Source organism: Rhizobium aouanii (assembly GCF_037002925.1).
GTDB lineage: Bacteria > Pseudomonadota > Alphaproteobacteria > Rhizobiales > Rhizobiaceae > Rhizobium > Rhizobium aouanii.
On the sequence record NZ_JBAMYD010000034.1, the window covers coordinates 1 to 15,328 of the forward strand.

Below are 15,328 nucleotides of genomic sequence, written 5' to 3' on the forward strand. Positions count from 1 at the left end.
CTCCGGCTGCGCGTGACTAGCGATGGTTTGCCGTGGGACGTGCCCCTCACCCTAACCCTCTCCCCGTAAAACGGGGCGAGGGGACGTGCCATGCGAGAGCGAGGTGGGAACGGAGACGTTGCGGCATGTCCCCTTCGCCCCGTTTACGGGGAGAAGGTGCCGGCAGGCGGATGAGGGGCAAACCATGCGGAACGACCTTGATGAAAGGACGCAAGCAAAGAACCGTCGCCTCACCTACTGTCGCCGATATGCCGCCGGTTTTTACAACGCGAGGTGGATTGACCACCAAACTTTGCTGGTCGCTCGACATGATTGATCGGTAGACTTAAAATATCACATTCTAAATCAATAACTTATATTGTCACAAATGTTTCATCGATTTGACATAAAAGGACGAGGCTTCAAGAGCTAAGAGAGTCCCGCCGATGAAAAAAGGCACTGCGAGGGCCTCTCTAAGGCCGCACTCACACAAGCCCAAATGCCGGGAGATTCAAATGAACACCTTTAAGCTCACCGTTGCCGCGCTCGCTGCAACTGCTGCTTTCGCTGGCGCTGCCGTCGCCCGCGACCAGATTCAGGTCGCTGGTTCGTCCACCGTCCTGCCTTACGCAAAGATCGTTGCCGAGTCCTTCGGCGAAACCTTCACCAACTTCAAGACGCCGGTCGTCGAATCCGGCGGCTCGGGCGCTGGTCTGAAGGAATTCTGCAAGGGCGTTGGCGAAGACACCATCGATATTGCGAATTCATCGCGTCCGATCAACAAGAACGAACTGGAAGCCTGCAAGGCTGCCGGCGTAACCGACATCCAGGAAGTCAAGATCGGTTATGACGGCATCGTCTTCGCAACCGACGCTTCCAACCCTGATCTCGCTTACGTTCCTGCCGATATCTACAAGGCCCTCGCAGCCCAGGTCGTCGTCGACGGCAAGCTCGTCGCCAACCCCTACAAGAAGTGGTCGGAAGTCAACCCGAAGCTTCCGGCTGTTGATATTGCTGCCTACATTCCGGGCGAAAAGCACGGCACCCGCGAAGTCTTCGAACAGAACGTTCTCGCTGCCGGCTGCAAGGCCTCTGGCGCAACCGACGTCATCGCCAAGGAAATCGCCGACAAGGCTGCCCAGGGCAAGGCTTGCGTCGCAGTCCGCAAGGACGGCGTCGCCGTTGACATCGACGGCGACTATCCGGAAACCCTCGCACGCATCGCCGCCAACAAGACCGGCGTCGGCGTATTCGGCCTTTCCTTCTATGAAAACAACGCCGACAAGCTCAAGGTTGCGAGCATGAGCGGTATCGTTCCGTCCACCGAAACGATCGCTAACGGCACCTACCCGGTTTCCCGCCCGCTGTTCTTCTACGTCAAGAAGGCACATCTCGGCGCCGTTCCGGGCCTGAAGGAATACGTCAACTTCTTCGTATCCGACCAGATGATCGGCCCTGACAGCCCGCTCGTCGAATACGGCCTCGTTGCCGCTCCGGATGCCGAGCGCGAAGCGATCCGCAAGGAAGTCGAAGCCGGTAAGGCTATGTAATGACTTTTGCCGGCGCGGTGCCTTTCAGCCCGCGCCGGCATTGCTTATGTCCCTGCGCCGGCATGTCCGCTGCAGGGTTGAATTCCTTCTCCATGATTGGAAGCTGAAGGCAGTTGACGAAGCTGCCGGGCTTTTTGGGGCTATGGGCCTGGGGACGTAACGAATGAGCACATCCATCATACTTTTGTGCCTTGTGGTGATCGGAGTCGCCGCCTATCTGGTCGCGCGCAACCGTGCCACGGCGCTTGCCGGAGGCAGATCCTCCTCACTGCATTCACGACCGGCCTATTACGGCGCCTATGCGGCGATCTGGGCAGTTCTTCCCGCCCTCATCGTCCTTGGCCTCTGGCTCTCCATCAGCCCCGGCATCATCCAGTCTTCGGTTCGCAGCGCTTTCCCTGACGACATCAAGGCTCAAGTCTCGGTCGAGCAGGATCTTGGCTATTCGACGGTGGCGACGGTCGCCCGCGGCCTGACGATGCTGACCTCGGATGAAACTGCGGCGGTCGGCAACGATCCGGCTGCGCTTCAGGCCAAGCTCCTCGAAAAGGGCGTGCCGCTTGCCGGCCAGCCGCTGCCTTACATGATCGACGCCGCCAGGACGCTCAACGCCATGAGCATGACGAGCCGCATCGCCATGACGGCGATCGTCTTCGCGCTCGCCGGCGCCGGCGCCTTCTATGCGCTGCGCTCCATCGCTCCGCGCTTCCGCGCCCGCAACCGGGTCGAGCGCGTCATACTCTGGGGCCTGCTGCTCGCCTCCTCGATTGCCATTCTGACGACGATCGGCATCGTGCTCTCCATGCTGTCGGAAGCCGCCCGCTTCTTTGCGGCCGTTCCCGCCATGGACTTCTTCTTCGGCACCGTTTGGGATCCGCGCTTTGCCGGCGCTGGCAGCTCATCCTTCGGTCAGTTCGGCCTGATCCCGCTGCTGCTCGGCACGATCTATATCGGCCTGGTCGCCATGCTGGTCGCCGTGCCGGTCGGCCTCTTTGCCGCCATCTACATGGCCGAATACGCCTCGATGAGGGTGCGCTCGGTCGCCAAGCCGCTGCTGGAAGTGCTCGCCGGCATTCCGACGATCGTCTACGGCTTCTTCGCGCTTGTGACCGTCGGCCCGTTCCTGCGCGATTTCTCCGCCCAGGTCAGCGGCCTTCTGTCCGGCAACTACAGCAATTTCATTCAGGCGCAGAGCGTTTTGACGGCGGGTATCGTCATGGGCATCATGCTGATCCCTTACGTGTCCTCGCTGTCGGACGATATCATCACCGCCGTGCCGCGGTCACTGCGTGACGGTTCGCTCGGTCTCGGCGCCACGCGCTCCGAAACCATCAAGAAGGTGGTCCTTCCCGCAGCCCTTCCCGGCATCGTCGGCGCATTGCTGATGACTGCCTCGCGCGCCGTCGGCGAAACCATGATCGTCGTGCTGGCCGCCGGCGTGGCCGCCCGCATCCAGATCAACCCCTTCGAGCCGATGACGACGGTGACGGTCAAGATCGTCAACCAGCTGACCGGCGACCTTGAGTTCACCTCGCCGCAGACGCTGGTTGCCTTTGCCCTTGGCATCACCCTGTTTTGCATCACGCTTTGCCTCAATATCTATGCGCTTTACATCGTGCGCAAATACCGGGAGCAGTACGAATGACGGATATTGTTTCTCCCACATCAGGCGTCACCGTTTCCAAGGCGCCAGCCCGCCGCGATATCGGCATCAAGCGCCGCTATGCCGCCGAGCGCCGGTTCCAGGCCTATGGCATCGCCGCCATCACCTTCGGTCTCGTCTTCCTCTTCATCCTGCTGTGGACGGTGATCGGCAAAGGTTATACCGCCTTCCAGCAGACGGCGATCACCCTGCCGATCGAATTCGTCGAGAAGACGATCGACCCCGACAATAAGCGCGCGACCGACCCTTCGGTGCTGATCGCCGCCAACTATCCGGTTCTCCTGCGTGACGCGATCGTCAAGCAGCTGAACATCAATGCCTCGAGCCGTCCCGACGTGCGCGATGCAACCGCCATGCTGTCGAAGAGTGCGCCGATCCAGCTGCGCGATATGGTGCTCGCCGATCCGTCGATCATCGGCAAGACGGTCAATGTCACGGTTCTCGCCGACGCCAATGTCGACAGCGCCAACAAGGCCCAGATCGACCTCGCGGTCGATGAGAAGAACCGCAAGGTCAACGACAAGCAGGTCGGCTGGATGAACGAGCTGAAGGCGAGCGGCGCGCTCCACAAGCAGTTCAACACCGGCCTCTTCGTCAACGGCAATTCCAGCCGTCCGGAGGCCGCAGGCCTTGGCGTCGCCCTGATCGGCTCGCTCTACCTGATGCTGATCGTGCTCGTGCTCGCTCTGCCGATCGGCGTCGCCGCCTCGATCTATCTCGAGGAGTTCGCGCCGAAGAACAAGCTGACGGACCTGATCGAGGTCAACATCAACAACCTCGCCGCGGTCCCTTCCATCGTTTACGGTCTGCTCGGTCTTTCCGTCTTCATCAACTTCATCGGCCTGCCGCGCTCGGCCTCGCTGGTCGGCGGCCTGGTGCTGACGCTGATGACCCTGCCGACGATCATCATCGCGACGCGCGCGGCACTGCGCGCCGTGCCGCCGTCGATCCGCGCCGCAGCGCTCGGCCTTGGCGCCTCGAAGATGCAGATGGTGTTCCACCATGTGCTGCCGCTCGCCATGCCCGGCATCCTGACCGGCACGATCATCGGCCTGGCGCACGCGCTCGGCGAAACCGCGCCGCTGCTCCTGATCGGCATGGTCGCCTTCGTCGCCAATGCGCCGGCGACACCGCTCGATCCCTCGACGGCTCTACCCGTACAGGTCTATATGTGGGCCAACGAGGCCGAACGTGCCTTCGTTGAGCGTACTTCGGGTGCCATCATCGTCCTGCTCCTGTTCCTGATCGTCATGAACATGGGCGCCATCCTCTTGCGTCGTCGCTTCGAGCGCCGCTGGTAAACGGAGTTAAACATCATGAACATGTTGACGGAAGCTGCAGTTGAAAAGGCGCTGGATCGCAAGATGAGCAACGTCCCCTATAAGATGATCGGAAAGGATGTCTCGGTTTACTACGGCGAAAAGCGCGCGCTTTTCGATGTGAACCTGAACGTCCGCGAAAACACCGTAACCGCCCTGATCGGCCCGTCCGGCTGCGGCAAGTCGACCTTCCTGCGGTGCCTCAACCGTATGAACGATACGATCGACGGCTGCCGCGTCACCGGCAAGATCACGCTTGATACCGACGATGTCTATGATCCCGATATCGACGTCGTCGAACTTCGCGCCCGCGTCGGCATGGTCTTCCAGAAGCCGAACCCGTTCCCGAAGACGATCTATGAAAACGTCTCCTACGGCCCGCGCATCCATGGCCTTGCCAAGTCGAAGGCCGATCTCGACCAGATCGTCGAAACCAGCCTGCAGCGCGCCGGCCTCTGGAACGAGGTCAAGGACCGCGTGCACGAATCCGGCACCGGCCTGTCGGGCGGCCAGCAGCAGCGCCTCTGCATTGCGCGTGCCGTCGCCGTCAGCCCTGAAGTCATCCTGATGGACGAGCCCTGCTCGGCGCTCGACCCGATCGCCACCGCCAAGGTCGAGGAACTGATCCACGAGCTGCGCGAGAACTACACGATCGTCATCGTCACCCACTCCATGCAGCAGGCCGCGCGTGTCTCGCAGCGCACCGCCATGTTCCACCTCGGCAATCTCGTCGAGGAGAACGACACCGACAAGATGTTCACCAATCCCGACGATCCGCGCACTCAGGACTACATCATGGGTCGCTTCGGTTGATTTTGGCGACACCAAGCCTTCCCGTTATTCGAGGATAAAGCCCCATGGCATCGACACATATTTTTTCTGCCTATGATGATGATCTGAAGTTCTTGTCCAGGCGGATTTCCGAAATGGGCGGCCTGGCCGAACAGATGGTCAGTGAATCCGTCCGGGCGCTCGTCAACGGCGATACCGCATTGGCGCAGAAGGTCATCTCGGACGATGTGATCCTCGATCACGCCGAACGCGAAATCGGCGACAAGGCGATCGTCACGATCGCCCGCCGTCAGCCGATGGCCTCGGATCTGCGTGAAATCATGGGTTCGATCCGCATCGCCGCCGATCTCGAACGCGTCGGCGACCTCGGCAAGAACACCGCCAAGCGCGTCATCGCCGTCCAAAGCACCGGCGTCCCCCGCAAGCTCGCCCGCGGCCTCGAGCATCTGTCCGAGCTGGCGCTCGTCCAGCTCAAGGAAGTGCTCGATGTCTACACCAATCGTTCAGCCGACAAGGCGAATGCGATCCGTGAACGCGACAACGAGATCGACGCGATGTACACCTCGCTGTTCCGCGAACTCCTGACCTATATGATGGAGGATCCGCGCAACATCACCAGCTGCACGCATCTTCTCTTCTGCGCCAAGAATATAGAGCGCATCGGCGACCATGCGACCAACATCGCCGAGACGATCTTTTACATGACGACAGGCGCACAGCCGGAAGGCGATCGTCCGAAGGATGACAGCGCCAACACCGTCGGCGCGGTCACGGAATAACCGCCCGCACAATTAGTTGCGTGCGCGCCCGTCCGGGGCGCGCAAAGAGGTCGCAGCCAATTTCTGAATCTGCGCAGGATGAATTGCTTAAATCACCCCTGATTTAAGGATGATGCGCGAGGAGACCGACACGCATGATCCCGAGAGTTGCAGTTGTTGAAGACGAGGAAGCCCTCAGCGTGCTTCTTCGCTACAATCTCGAAGCGGAAGGCTTCGAGGTCGATACCATCCTTCGTGGCGACGAAGCCGAAATGAGGCTTCAAGAGCGCACGCCCGATCTTCTCATCCTCGATTGGATGCTGCCGGGCGTCTCCGGCATCGAGCTCTGCCGGCGCCTGCGCATGCGGCCGGAAACCGAGCGCCTGCCGATCATCATGCTGACGGCGCGCGGCGAGGAGAGCGAACGCGTCCGCGGATTGTCGACGGGTGCCGACGATTATGTCGTCAAGCCCTTCTCGACCCCCGAACTCGTTGCCCGCGTCAAGGCGATGCTGCGCCGCGCCCGTCCCGAGGTGCTGTCCACGGTGCTGAAATGCGGCGATATCGAGCTCGACCGCGAAACCCATCGCGTCCATCGCAAGAGCCGCGAAGTCCGCCTCGGCCCCACCGAATTCCGCCTGCTGGAATTCCTGATGTCGTCGCCGGGCCGGGTCTTCTCCCGCTCGCAGCTTCTGGACGGCGTCTGGGGCCACGACATCTATGTCGACGAGCGCACCGTCGACGTCCATGTCGGCCGCCTGCGCAAGGCGCTGAATTTTTCCAACATGCAGGACGTCATCCGCACCGTCCGCGGCGCCGGTTACTCGATGGAAGCCTGAGGGCTTTCGTTCTGGTTGCTGACAAAGCCGGCTGACGCCTCTTTCGTCATGCTCGGGCTTATCCCGCTACTGTCCGGTTCGCGGCGATGGACTGCCCCTCATCCGGCTGCCGCCACCTTCTCCCCGCTTGCGGGGCGAAGGGGATATGCCGCGACCTCTCCGTTCCCCACAACCTCTTGCAGGGCACGTCCCCTCGCCCCGTTTACGGGGAGAGGGTTAGGGTGAGGGGCAGCCATCCCATCCGCGCATGAAAAAACGGGCCAATCGGCCCGTTTTCTGCATTCTAACGATGGTTGCCCGCGTTCAGCTCGCCCGCGCTGCCGCCCTGCGGCGTTCGTTGACCGGCTGGTAGGCAAGCTTTTGGTGATAGCCGCAATAAGGCGAATTGTCTGGGGACTCGCAGCCGCAGAAGTGGAAGTCATCCTTCAGCGGATCGCCGACCGGCCACTTGCAGGTACGCTCGGTCAGTTCCGTCAGGCCGAGGCGACGCGAAATCGGCACCACCACATTGCCTCGCGGCACGTATTCCATTTCCTCGATCGTTTCGATCTCGATCTCTTCCTTCAGCATCGTCGCGCCCTGCTGGCGGGTAACGGTGCGGGTCGTGATGCGAGAGGCATAGTTCGGCGCGCGCGGCGCCGATGTGTTGCGCTTCGGCGTTCGCGCCGCGGTATTGGTGCCGCCGGCCTTGGCGCGGCCGGGAAGGCACAGCCGGTGCACTTTGCCGATGACCGCGTTTCTGCTGACGCCACCAAGCTGTGCCGCGATCTGGCTGGCGCTCAGTCCTTCGGCCCAAAGCTTCTTGAGTTTCTCGACCCGCTCGTCTGTCCAGTTCATGCCCTGTCTCCACCTTTTGCGTTGGTGATGGCAGAATCCCTCACCGTTGTCCCGGGAGCTCCGAAACAAGAAACGCTTGATCAATTTTGGTGACTAGTTCCGCCGCATGCAGTCTAGTAATTGATCTTTAACCTAGTGTGAGGCTGACTCCGTGACAAGAGTCGCATGAATCCGGATGAATCGAATTCGTAGTTTTCCCCAACTTGCTGCCCCTGCGTGTCATTTCTGCAATAATGCCTGTTGAAGACTGAAAATGCCGCTGTACACCTGTGCTGCATACGCTAAGGGCGCCGTTTTGTTGACATTGCAGCGCGAAAGGGAAATAGTGCCACTCGCCGCCGCAAGGCGGCATTTTTAATTTTTCGGGCCTGGTTTCCTTAGCCGGAGTCATTGCCCGCCAACTTTGATGGAGATCGCGCCATGGCTGAAGCCGCGCCGCTTTATGACACCTATTCTCGTGCCCCGCTGCGGTTCGAGCGAGGCGAGGGCGTGTGGCTGATCACCGAAAGCGGCGAGCGATATCTCGATTTTGGCGCCGGCGTCGCCGTCACCTCCGTCGGCCACAGCAATCCGCATGTTGTGGGCGCACTGAAGGAGCAGGCCGACAAGGTCTGGCACCTGTCGAACATCTATGAGATCCCCGGCCAGGAGCGCCTGGCAAAACGGCTGACGGATGCCACCTTCGCCGACAAGGTGTTCTTCACCAATTCAGGCGCCGAGGCGCTCGAATGCGCGATCAAGACGGCGCGCCGCTATCAGTTTTCCAAGGGCCATCCCGAGCGCTTTCATATCATCACCTTCGAAGGCGCCTTCCATGGGCGGACGCTGGCGACGATCGCCGCCGGCGGCCAGGAAAAATATCTCGAAGGCTTCGGCCCCAAGGCGCCGGGTTTCGATCAGGTGGCTTTCGGCGATATCGAAGCGGTCCGCGCCGCGATCACCGAGGCCACGGCCGCCATCCTCATCGAGCCGGTGCAGGGCGAGGGCGGTGTCCGTCCTGCCACCACCGAGTTCATGAAGGCGCTTCGCCAGCTCTGCGACGACAACGGTCTGCTGTTGATCCTAGACGAGGTCCAGACCGGCGTCGGCCGCACCGGCAAGCTCTTCGCCCATGAATGGTCGGGCATCACCCCCGACATCATGGCTGTCGCCAAGGGCATCGGCGGCGGGTTCCCGCTCGGCGCCTGCCTTGCCACCGCCGAAGCCGCCTCCGGCATGAAGGCTGGCACGCATGGCTCGACCTATGGCGGCAATCCGCTTGCCATGGCCGTCGGCAGCGCCGTGCTCGACATCATCCTTGCCGATGGCTTCCTCCAGCAGGTGCGCGACGTAGCACTTGTCTTCCGCCAGGGCCTCGCCTCGCTGAAGGATCGTTATCCCGATGTGATCGAAGATGTGCGCGGCGAGGGGCTGTTGCTCGGCATCAAGGCTGCCGTTCCCTCAGCCGAACTGCTGCAGGCGATCCGCGCCGCCCATCTGCTCGGCGTGCCCGCCGGCGACAACGTCATCCGCCTTCTTCCGCCGCTCGTGGTCACCGCCGAGGAAGCCCGCGAGGGCCTTGCCCGCGTCGAGCGCGCCGCCGAGAGCATCCGCGCTTCCAAGGTCAAGAAGACGGCTTGAAGAGATTGCCGCCTTCGGGCGCAGCACAGGTAAGAAGACGATATGAGCCCTAAACATTTCCTCGATCTCTCGGCGGTCACGTCAGCCGATCTCAGAACCATCATGAACGATGCGCTCGCCCGCAAACAGGCCTTCAAGGCCGGCACGGGCGACAAGCCGCTCGCCGGCAAGATGCTGGCGATGATCTTCGAGAAGCCGTCGACGCGCACCCGTGTCTCCTTCGACGTCGGCATGCGCCAGCTCGGCGGCGAAACGCTGTTCCTGTCCGGCACCGAGATGCAGCTTGGCCGCGCCGAGACGATCGGCGACACCGCCAAGGTGCTGTCGCGCTATGTCGATGCGATCATGATCCGCACCACCGAGCATTCCAGGCTGTTGGAGCTTGCCCAGCATGCGACCGTACCTGTGATCAATGCGTTGACGGATGACACCCATCCCTGCCAGATCATGGCCGATATCATGACCTTCGAAGAGCATCGCGGCCCGATCAAGGGCAAGACCATCGCATGGACCGGCGATGGCAATAATGTGCTGCATTCGCTGGTCGAGGGTGCCGCGCGTTTCGGCTATCGCATGAACATGGCCGTGCCCCTTGGCTCGGAGCCCAAGGATCACTATCTGAACTGGGCCCGCAATGAGGGCGCCGAAATCATGCTTTGCCATGATGCCGACCGTGCGGTCGCCGGCGTCGATTGTGTGGTGACCGATACCTGGGTCTCCATGAATCAGGAACATCGGGCCCGGGGTCACAATGTCTTCCAGCCTTATCAGGTCAACGCGGCCTTGATGGCCAAAGCCGGCAATGATGCATTGTTCATGCATTGCCTGCCCGCCCACCGCGGTGAGGAAGTGACGGATGATGTGATCGACGGTCCGCAATCCGTAGTCTTCGATGAGGCGGAAAACCGCCTTCATGCGCAGAAGTCGATTCTTGCTTGGTGCCTGGGCGCGATCTGAACCATAATCGGACGTCGCGAGTCACAAACTCGCGACCGCGCGAGCGAAGGGCACGCTGGCCCATCGCTCGGAAAACCAGGAGTGAAAAGCCATGGCAGAAGCTGCAGCCGCCCTCGGCCAGTTCGATTTCGCCGGCGATGACCATGTCGTCCCTTTCCAGGTGGAGGGGCTGGATGTGCGTGGTCGCGCCGTCCAGCTCGGCCCGATGCTCGATGCGATCCTAGAGCGCCATCATTATCCAGCACCCGTTGCCCGGCTGCTTGCCGAAGTCGTCGTGCTGACGGTGCTGCTCGGCACCTCGCTGAAGTTCGACGGCAAGTTCACCGTGCAGACCAAGGGCGACGGCCCGGTCGATCTTCTCGTCGCCGATTTCTCGACGCCGGAAAATGTCCGCGCCTATGCCCGTTTCGATCAGGCGCTGCTCAACAAGGCCGTCGAGGCGGGTGAAACCGAGCCGGAGCAACTGCTCGGCAAGGGCATTCTCGCCTTCACCATCGACCAGGGCAAGTTCAGCCAGCCCTACCAGGGCATCGTTCCGCTCGACGGCACCACGCTGGAAGAAATTGCCGGGGTCTATTTCCGCCAGTCGGAGCAGATCCCGACGCGTGTCCGCCTTGCCGCGGCCGAACTCTTCGACCGTGACGATGCGGGCAAGCCGCGCCATCGCTGGCGGGCAGGCGGCCTCGTCGCCCAGTTCCTTCCGGAAGCGCCGGAGCGCATGCGCCAGCCGGATCTCCACGGCGGCGACGGCGACACCGGCAGCCGCCCGCATGGCGACGACGACGCCTGGCTCGAAGCGCGTTCGCTGGTCGAGACCATCGACGCCGATGAACTCACCGATCCGCTGGTTGGAACCGAGCGGCTGCTGTTCCGCCTGTTCCACGAGCGCGGCGTGCGCGTCTACGAACCGCGCGCCGTCTTCGATCGCTGCAGCTGCTCGCGCGACAAGATCAAGGGCGTGCTCAAGGGCTTTTCGGCCGAGGAGATCGAGGCCAGCCAGGAAAACGGCGAAATCGCCGTCACCTGCGAATTCTGCTCGACCACCTACCGGTTTGAGCCGGCCGAGCTTCAGCCGGCTGAATAGTTGACACCACTGCTGTCCGGTTCGCGCGAGTGGCTGCCCCTCACCCTAACCCTCTCCCCGTAAAAACGGGGCGAGGGGACGTGCCCTACGAAAGGTTGGTGGGGAACGGAGAGCTCGCGACACGTCCCCTTCGCCCCGCAAGAGCGGGGAGAAGGTGCCGGCAGGCGGATGAGGGGCAGGCCTCGGCAATCTCCCAGGAGCCGGGCGTCGAAGATCTCAGGAACGTGGCGCTGACGGAAAATGACGTCTCAATTGATGCGCCTCAGTTCAGCACGCGCAGCAGCCCAGGCGAATCCAGCGAGAAGGCGGGGATGTCGACATCGAACATCTCGCCGTCGTCCGTTTCCATCTGATAATGGCCGAACATCAGCCCTGAGGGCGTGTCGAGCGGGCAGCCGGAGGAATATTCGTAGGTGTCGCCGGGGCTGAGCCGCGGCTGTTCGCCGACGACGCCGGGGCCGGTCACCTCGTCCACCTGGCCGTTCTGGTCGGTGATGTTCCAGTAACGGTTGACCAGCCGAACGGCTATGTGGGAATTGTTGCTGATGACAATCCGGTAACCCCAGACATAGCGGTCGTCTTCCGGATCGGATTGCTCCTCCAGATAGAACGGCTCGACGACGACTTCGATCTCTCTTGTGAGGGCGCGATACATGCCTTGCACCTTAGTCAAGATATGTTACCCGTATCTTATAAGAGGCCCTGTCCGTCAAGAAACGGAACAATAATCATCGCTGAAATGGCTGCGATCCGCAGGGTTTTCGATCGTTAAGCCTAATTGTCAGTGTTAATTCCGTTGCGGAACGCCGCGGCGGGCAAACTTGTTCCCCCGGCCTCACCCAGTGAGGTCCGGCACGGTCTCACCTTGGTGAGATCCGGCCGAACCCGGGTGGGGTCCGGCCGTTTATGACTGTCGATCAGGCCGAAACCTTGACAAGCGCCTTCGCGAAATCCTCGATCAGGTCGTCGGTATCCTCGATGCCGGCCGAAAGGCGGACCGTGCCCGGAGAAATGCCGAGTTCGGCGCGCGCCTCATCCGTCAGGTTCTTGTGCGTCGTTGTCGCCGGATGGGTGATCAGGCTCTTGCTGTCGCCCAGATTGTTGGAGATCTTGATGATCTCAAGCGCGTTCTGCAGCGCAAAGGCCGCATCCTTGCCGCCCTTCAGCTCGAAGGCGACCAGCGTCGAGCCGCCGGTCATCTGCTTGGCGATGATATCGGCCTGCGGATGGTCCTTGCGGCCCGGATAAATCACCTTGGCGACCTTGCCTTGCTCGGCCAGGAAATCGGCGATCTTTGCCGCATTTTCGGTCTGCTGGCGCACGCGCAGCGGCAGCGTCTCGATGCCCTTCAACAGCGTCCAGGCGTTGAACGGCGACATGGCCGGGCCGGTATGGCGGAAATAGTCGTGCAGGTTCTCGTCGATCCATTCCTTGTCGGAAAGCACGACGCCGCCGAGGCAGCGGCCCTGGCCGTCGATATGCTTGGTGGCGGAATAGACAACGATATGGGCGCCGAGCTCCAAAGGCTTCTGGAAGAGCGGTGTGGCGAAGACGTTGTCGACGACGACCTTGGCGCCGATCTGGTTGGCGAGCTTGGCGACGCCTGCAATATCAATCACTTCGAGCGTCGGGTTGGTCGGGCTTTCCAGGAAAAACACCTTGGTCTTTGGCGTGATCGCCTTTTCCCAGTTGGCCAGATCCCGGCCGTCGATAAGCGTGCAGTCGATGCCGTATTTCGGCGCCAGCGTCTCGACGACCCACCGGCAGGAACCGAAGAGGGCGCGCGCGGCGACGATATGATCGCCTGCCTTGAGCTGGCAGAGGATCGCCGCGGTGACGGCGGCCATGCCGGAAGCGGTGGCGCGGGCGTCTTCGGCGCCTTCGAGCATGCACATGCGCTTTTCGAACATGTCGTTGGTGGGGCTGCCGTAGCGGGCGTAGATGAAGCCCTCCGTCTCGCCCTTGAAGCGGGCTTCGGCCGCCTCCGACGTCTCATAGACGAACCCTTGGGTGAGATAGATTGCCTCGGACGTCTCGCCATATTGCGAACGCAGCGTGCCACCGTGGACGAGTTGGGTTGCCGGGCGCCAGGTCTTGCTCATGCCATCACCTTCACATAACAAAAAAACCGGTCGCAAAAGCAGACCGGTTTCAACCCGGTCTTTTTAGCCACTTGTTTAACGTGGCTGCAAGCCGACCGGCCAAATCACCACGGGATAATTCTGCAATACTGCTGTTAGCTGCTTGCGTCAATTCCCCGATTTTGGTTTTGTCGGCGGCAAATGATGGATGAGGCATGATGGCTCGCGAAACGGGAATTCTGGCGGATCGCGCGATCTCCGCGCTGTTCGAAACGGGGCGTCTGATCTCCGAACGAGAGCTGGACCGCGACCAGATCCAGCCGGCAAGCCTGGACCTGCGCTTGGGCGGCAAGGCTTTTCGCGTGCGCGCCAGCTTCATGCCAGGCCCCTCGCATCTGGTGTCCGACAAGCTCGACCGGCTGAGCCTGCATGTGATCGACCTCTCCGAAGGCGCGGTGCTCGAAACCGGCTGCGTCTACATCGTGCCGCTGATGGAGAGCTTAGCGCTGCCGGCCGACATGTCGGCCTCGGCCAATCCGAAGAGCTCGACCGGGCGCCTTGATATCTTCACCCGCGTCATCACCGATTACGCCCAGGAATTCGACAAGATCCCCGCAGGCTATTCCGGCCCGCTCTATCTCGAAATCAGCCCGCGCACCTTCCCCATCGTCGTGCGCCGCGGCTCGCGCCTGTCGCAGATCCGTTTCCGCGTCGGCCAGGCCCTGCTCGGCGAGCCGGAACTGTTGAAGCTGCATGAAAGCGAGACGCTGGTCGCCAGCAAGCTGCCGAATGTTTCCGGCGGCGGCATTGCCCTGTCGATCGACTTGGCCGGAGACAAGGACGGCCTGATCGGTTATCGCGGCAAACATCACACTGCCGTCGTCGACGTCGACAAGAAGGCCGAGCACGACCTCTTCGATTTCTGGGAGCCGCTCCACAGCCGCGGCCGCAACGAGCTGATCCTCGATCCCGACGAGTTCTATATCCTCGTCTCGCGCGAGGCAGTGCATGTGCCGCCGGATTATGCCGCCGAGATGACCCCCTTCGATCCGCTGGTCGGCGAATTCCGCGTCCACTATGCCGGCTTCTTCGATCCGGGCTTCGGCCATGCGCCTGCCGGCGGGCGCGGCAGCCGCGCCGTGCTCGAAGTCCGCAGCCACGAAGTGCCCTTCATCCTCGAAGACGGCCAGATCGTCGGCCGCCTCGTCTACGAACACATGCAGGAAAAGCCCGCCAGCCTCTACGGCTCCGGCCTCGGCTCCAACTACCAGGCCCAGGGCCTGAAGCTCTCGAAACACTTCCGCATCTGAGGCTTCCCGGCGGCCGCGACTTGACAGCGGCCCCCATCTGTTGGAAATCTCGCTTCATCGCGGGTGTAGCTCAATGGTAGAGCAGCAGCTTCCCAAGCTAAATACGAGGGTTCGATTCCCTTCACCCGCTCCAGCTCCCAGCAAACCATGCCTGATAAACCTAATCCCCAAAAAACCGGATCGGCTTGTATTGCCGATGCGCGATGATCAGGCTCCGGTCGGGCTGGATGATGTAGGTTTCCTCGACCTGCCGGCCGTACTGGTCGATGAAATCATGCGGGAAAGCGGAGCCGGGGGGTGATTTGGTGAGTTTGGTGCGCGGCTGGCCGCTATAGGTGATGCTTCCGGGGATGGGTTCGAGGCCCGGGCCGCTGTAGCTGACGGTGTTGCATCCCGCCAGGACGAGCGTGCCGACGAGGCCGATGATTGCAGCTTTCATGTCCATCCCTCCCTATGCCGTGGATAATATCACTCTACGCCTCCCCGGATAGAGTTCACGACACGGATGCCCATGATGCGCCTCAATCCTTCGGGAAGCA

Annotated in this window: 14 protein-coding genes, 1 tRNA gene and 1 riboswitch; of the genes, 11 read left to right on the forward strand and 4 right to left on the reverse strand. The window is 61.7% G+C overall.

What is annotated here, in order from left to right; all coding sequences use genetic code 11:
* Positions 1 to 494 precede the first annotated feature (494 nt).
* The 6 genes from V8P77_RS33920 (at position 495) to phoB (ending at position 6,900) form a co-directional block, all read left to right on the forward strand.
* Positions 495 to 1,529 carry a substrate-binding domain-containing protein gene (locus V8P77_RS33920; RefSeq protein ID WP_335916682.1) on the forward strand — a complete coding sequence of 345 codons (1,035 nt, stop codon included), beginning with the start codon at positions 495 to 497 and terminating at the stop codon, positions 1,527 to 1,529.
* Between the two features lie 163 nt (positions 1,530 to 1,692).
* On the forward strand, positions 1,693 to 3,174 hold the full coding sequence (gene pstC / locus V8P77_RS33925) for a phosphate ABC transporter permease subunit PstC (RefSeq protein ID WP_335916683.1): 1,482 nt from the start codon (positions 1,693 to 1,695) through the stop codon (positions 3,172 to 3,174).
* Positions 3,171 to 4,493, forward strand: a complete 1,323-nt coding sequence (pstA, locus tag V8P77_RS33930) for a phosphate ABC transporter permease PstA (RefSeq protein ID WP_335916684.1) — start codon at positions 3,171 to 3,173, stop codon at positions 4,491 to 4,493. Before pstC ends, pstA begins: the two co-directional genes overlap by 4 nt.
* Positions 4,494 to 4,508: 15 nt before the next feature.
* Entirely contained in the window at positions 4,509 to 5,324 is an 816-nt protein-coding gene (pstB, locus tag V8P77_RS33935; protein WP_027666263.1) for a phosphate ABC transporter ATP-binding protein PstB, read from the forward strand.
* A gap of 44 nt (positions 5,325 to 5,368) precedes the next feature.
* On the forward strand, positions 5,369 to 6,082 hold the full coding sequence (phoU, locus tag V8P77_RS33940) for a phosphate signaling complex protein PhoU (protein ID WP_027666264.1): 714 nt from the start codon (positions 5,369 to 5,371) through the stop codon (positions 6,080 to 6,082).
* A gap of 134 nt (positions 6,083 to 6,216) precedes the next feature.
* Positions 6,217 to 6,900 carry a phosphate regulon transcriptional regulator PhoB gene (gene phoB / locus V8P77_RS33945; RefSeq protein ID WP_010068798.1) on the forward strand — a complete coding sequence of 228 codons (684 nt, stop codon included), beginning with the start codon at positions 6,217 to 6,219 and terminating at the stop codon, positions 6,898 to 6,900.
* Between the two features lie 303 nt (positions 6,901 to 7,203).
* Here phoB and V8P77_RS33950 read toward each other — a convergent pair whose 3' ends face one another.
* Complete coding sequence (locus tag V8P77_RS33950) at positions 7,204 to 7,737, reverse strand: GcrA family cell cycle regulator (protein WP_025393034.1); 534 nt, start codon at positions 7,735 to 7,737, stop codon at positions 7,204 to 7,206.
* 420 nt (positions 7,738 to 8,157) lie between these two features.
* On the opposite strand from V8P77_RS33950, the gene V8P77_RS33955 reads away from it, so the two are divergent.
* From V8P77_RS33955 to V8P77_RS33965, 3 genes are all read left to right on the forward strand, one after another.
* Positions 8,158 to 9,357 carry an aspartate aminotransferase family protein gene (locus tag V8P77_RS33955; protein WP_335916685.1) on the forward strand — a complete coding sequence of 400 codons (1,200 nt, stop codon included), beginning with the start codon at positions 8,158 to 8,160 and terminating at the stop codon, positions 9,355 to 9,357.
* 42 nt (positions 9,358 to 9,399) lie between these two features.
* A complete protein-coding gene (gene argF / locus V8P77_RS33960; RefSeq protein ID WP_011650338.1) occupies positions 9,400 to 10,314 on the forward strand; it encodes an ornithine carbamoyltransferase in 915 nt (304 codons plus the stop codon).
* Positions 10,315 to 10,405: 91 nt separating this feature from the next.
* The gene (locus tag V8P77_RS33965; protein WP_335916686.1) at positions 10,406 to 11,398 is read left to right on the forward strand and encodes an Hsp33 family molecular chaperone; all 993 of its coding nucleotides are present in this window, start codon (positions 10,406 to 10,408) and stop codon (positions 11,396 to 11,398) included.
* Positions 11,399 to 11,660: 262 nt separating this feature from the next.
* Here V8P77_RS33965 and apaG read toward each other — a convergent pair whose 3' ends face one another.
* Together apaG and V8P77_RS33975 are read right to left on the reverse strand one after the other, a co-directional pair.
* Positions 11,661 to 12,053 (reverse strand): Co2+/Mg2+ efflux facilitator ApaG/CorD, encoded by a 393-nt coding sequence (gene apaG, locus V8P77_RS33970; protein ID WP_335916698.1) that lies wholly within the window; start codon positions 12,051 to 12,053, stop codon positions 11,661 to 11,663.
* Between the two features lie 262 nt (positions 12,054 to 12,315).
* Positions 12,316 to 13,500 (reverse strand): O-succinylhomoserine sulfhydrylase, encoded by a 1,185-nt coding sequence (locus V8P77_RS33975; protein ID WP_335916687.1) that lies wholly within the window; start codon positions 13,498 to 13,500, stop codon positions 12,316 to 12,318.
* A 42-nt stretch (positions 13,501 to 13,542) separates the two neighbouring features.
* Positions 13,543 to 13,621, reverse strand: a riboswitch (SAM riboswitch).
* A gap of 73 nt (positions 13,622 to 13,694) precedes the next feature.
* On the opposite strand from V8P77_RS33975, the gene V8P77_RS33980 reads away from it, so the two are divergent.
* Together V8P77_RS33980 and V8P77_RS33985 are read left to right on the forward strand one after the other, a co-directional pair.
* Positions 13,695 to 14,789: a 2'-deoxycytidine 5'-triphosphate deaminase gene (locus V8P77_RS33980; protein WP_018493651.1), complete on the forward strand. Its 1,095-nt coding sequence runs from the start codon at positions 13,695 to 13,697 to the stop codon at positions 14,787 to 14,789.
* A gap of 59 nt (positions 14,790 to 14,848) precedes the next feature.
* Positions 14,849 to 14,922, forward strand: a tRNA-Gly gene (locus V8P77_RS33985).
* Between the two features lie 27 nt (positions 14,923 to 14,949).
* Here the strand turns inward: V8P77_RS33985 and V8P77_RS33990 are convergent.
* Positions 14,950 to 15,228, reverse strand: coding sequence for a hypothetical protein (locus V8P77_RS33990; protein WP_003545212.1), 279 nt, complete (start codon positions 15,226 to 15,228; stop codon positions 14,950 to 14,952).
* Positions 15,229 to 15,328: the final 100 nt, after the last annotated feature.

Coding starts and splice junctions, on each gene's coding strand:
- phoU (WP_027666264.1), top strand. CDS start 5,369: ATGGCATCGACACATATTTTTTCTGCCTATGATGATGATCTGAAGTTC.
- V8P77_RS33955 (WP_335916685.1), top strand. CDS start 8,158: ATGGCTGAAGCCGCGCCGCTTTATGACACCTATTCTCGTGCCCCGCTG.
- V8P77_RS33920 (WP_335916682.1), top strand. CDS start 495: ATGAACACCTTTAAGCTCACCGTTGCCGCGCTCGCTGCAACTGCTGCT.
- pstA (WP_335916684.1), top strand. CDS start 3,171: ATGACGGATATTGTTTCTCCCACATCAGGCGTCACCGTTTCCAAGGCG.
- argF (WP_011650338.1), top strand. CDS start 9,400: ATGAGCCCTAAACATTTCCTCGATCTCTCGGCGGTCACGTCAGCCGAT.
- apaG (WP_335916698.1), bottom strand. CDS start 12,053: ATGTATCGCGCCCTCACAAGAGAGATCGAAGTCGTCGTCGAGCCGTTC.
- V8P77_RS33975 (WP_335916687.1), bottom strand. CDS start 13,500: ATGAGCAAGACCTGGCGCCCGGCAACCCAACTCGTCCACGGTGGCACG.
- V8P77_RS33990 (WP_003545212.1), bottom strand. CDS start 15,228: ATGAAAGCTGCAATCATCGGCCTCGTCGGCACGCTCGTCCTGGCGGGA.
- phoB (WP_010068798.1), top strand. CDS start 6,217: ATGATCCCGAGAGTTGCAGTTGTTGAAGACGAGGAAGCCCTCAGCGTG.
- V8P77_RS33965 (WP_335916686.1), top strand. CDS start 10,406: ATGGCAGAAGCTGCAGCCGCCCTCGGCCAGTTCGATTTCGCCGGCGAT.
- pstC (WP_335916683.1), top strand. CDS start 1,693: ATGAGCACATCCATCATACTTTTGTGCCTTGTGGTGATCGGAGTCGCC.
- V8P77_RS33950 (WP_025393034.1), bottom strand. CDS start 7,737: ATGAACTGGACAGACGAGCGGGTCGAGAAACTCAAGAAGCTTTGGGCC.
- pstB (WP_027666263.1), top strand. CDS start 4,509: ATGAACATGTTGACGGAAGCTGCAGTTGAAAAGGCGCTGGATCGCAAG.
- V8P77_RS33980 (WP_018493651.1), top strand. CDS start 13,695: ATGATGGCTCGCGAAACGGGAATTCTGGCGGATCGCGCGATCTCCGCG.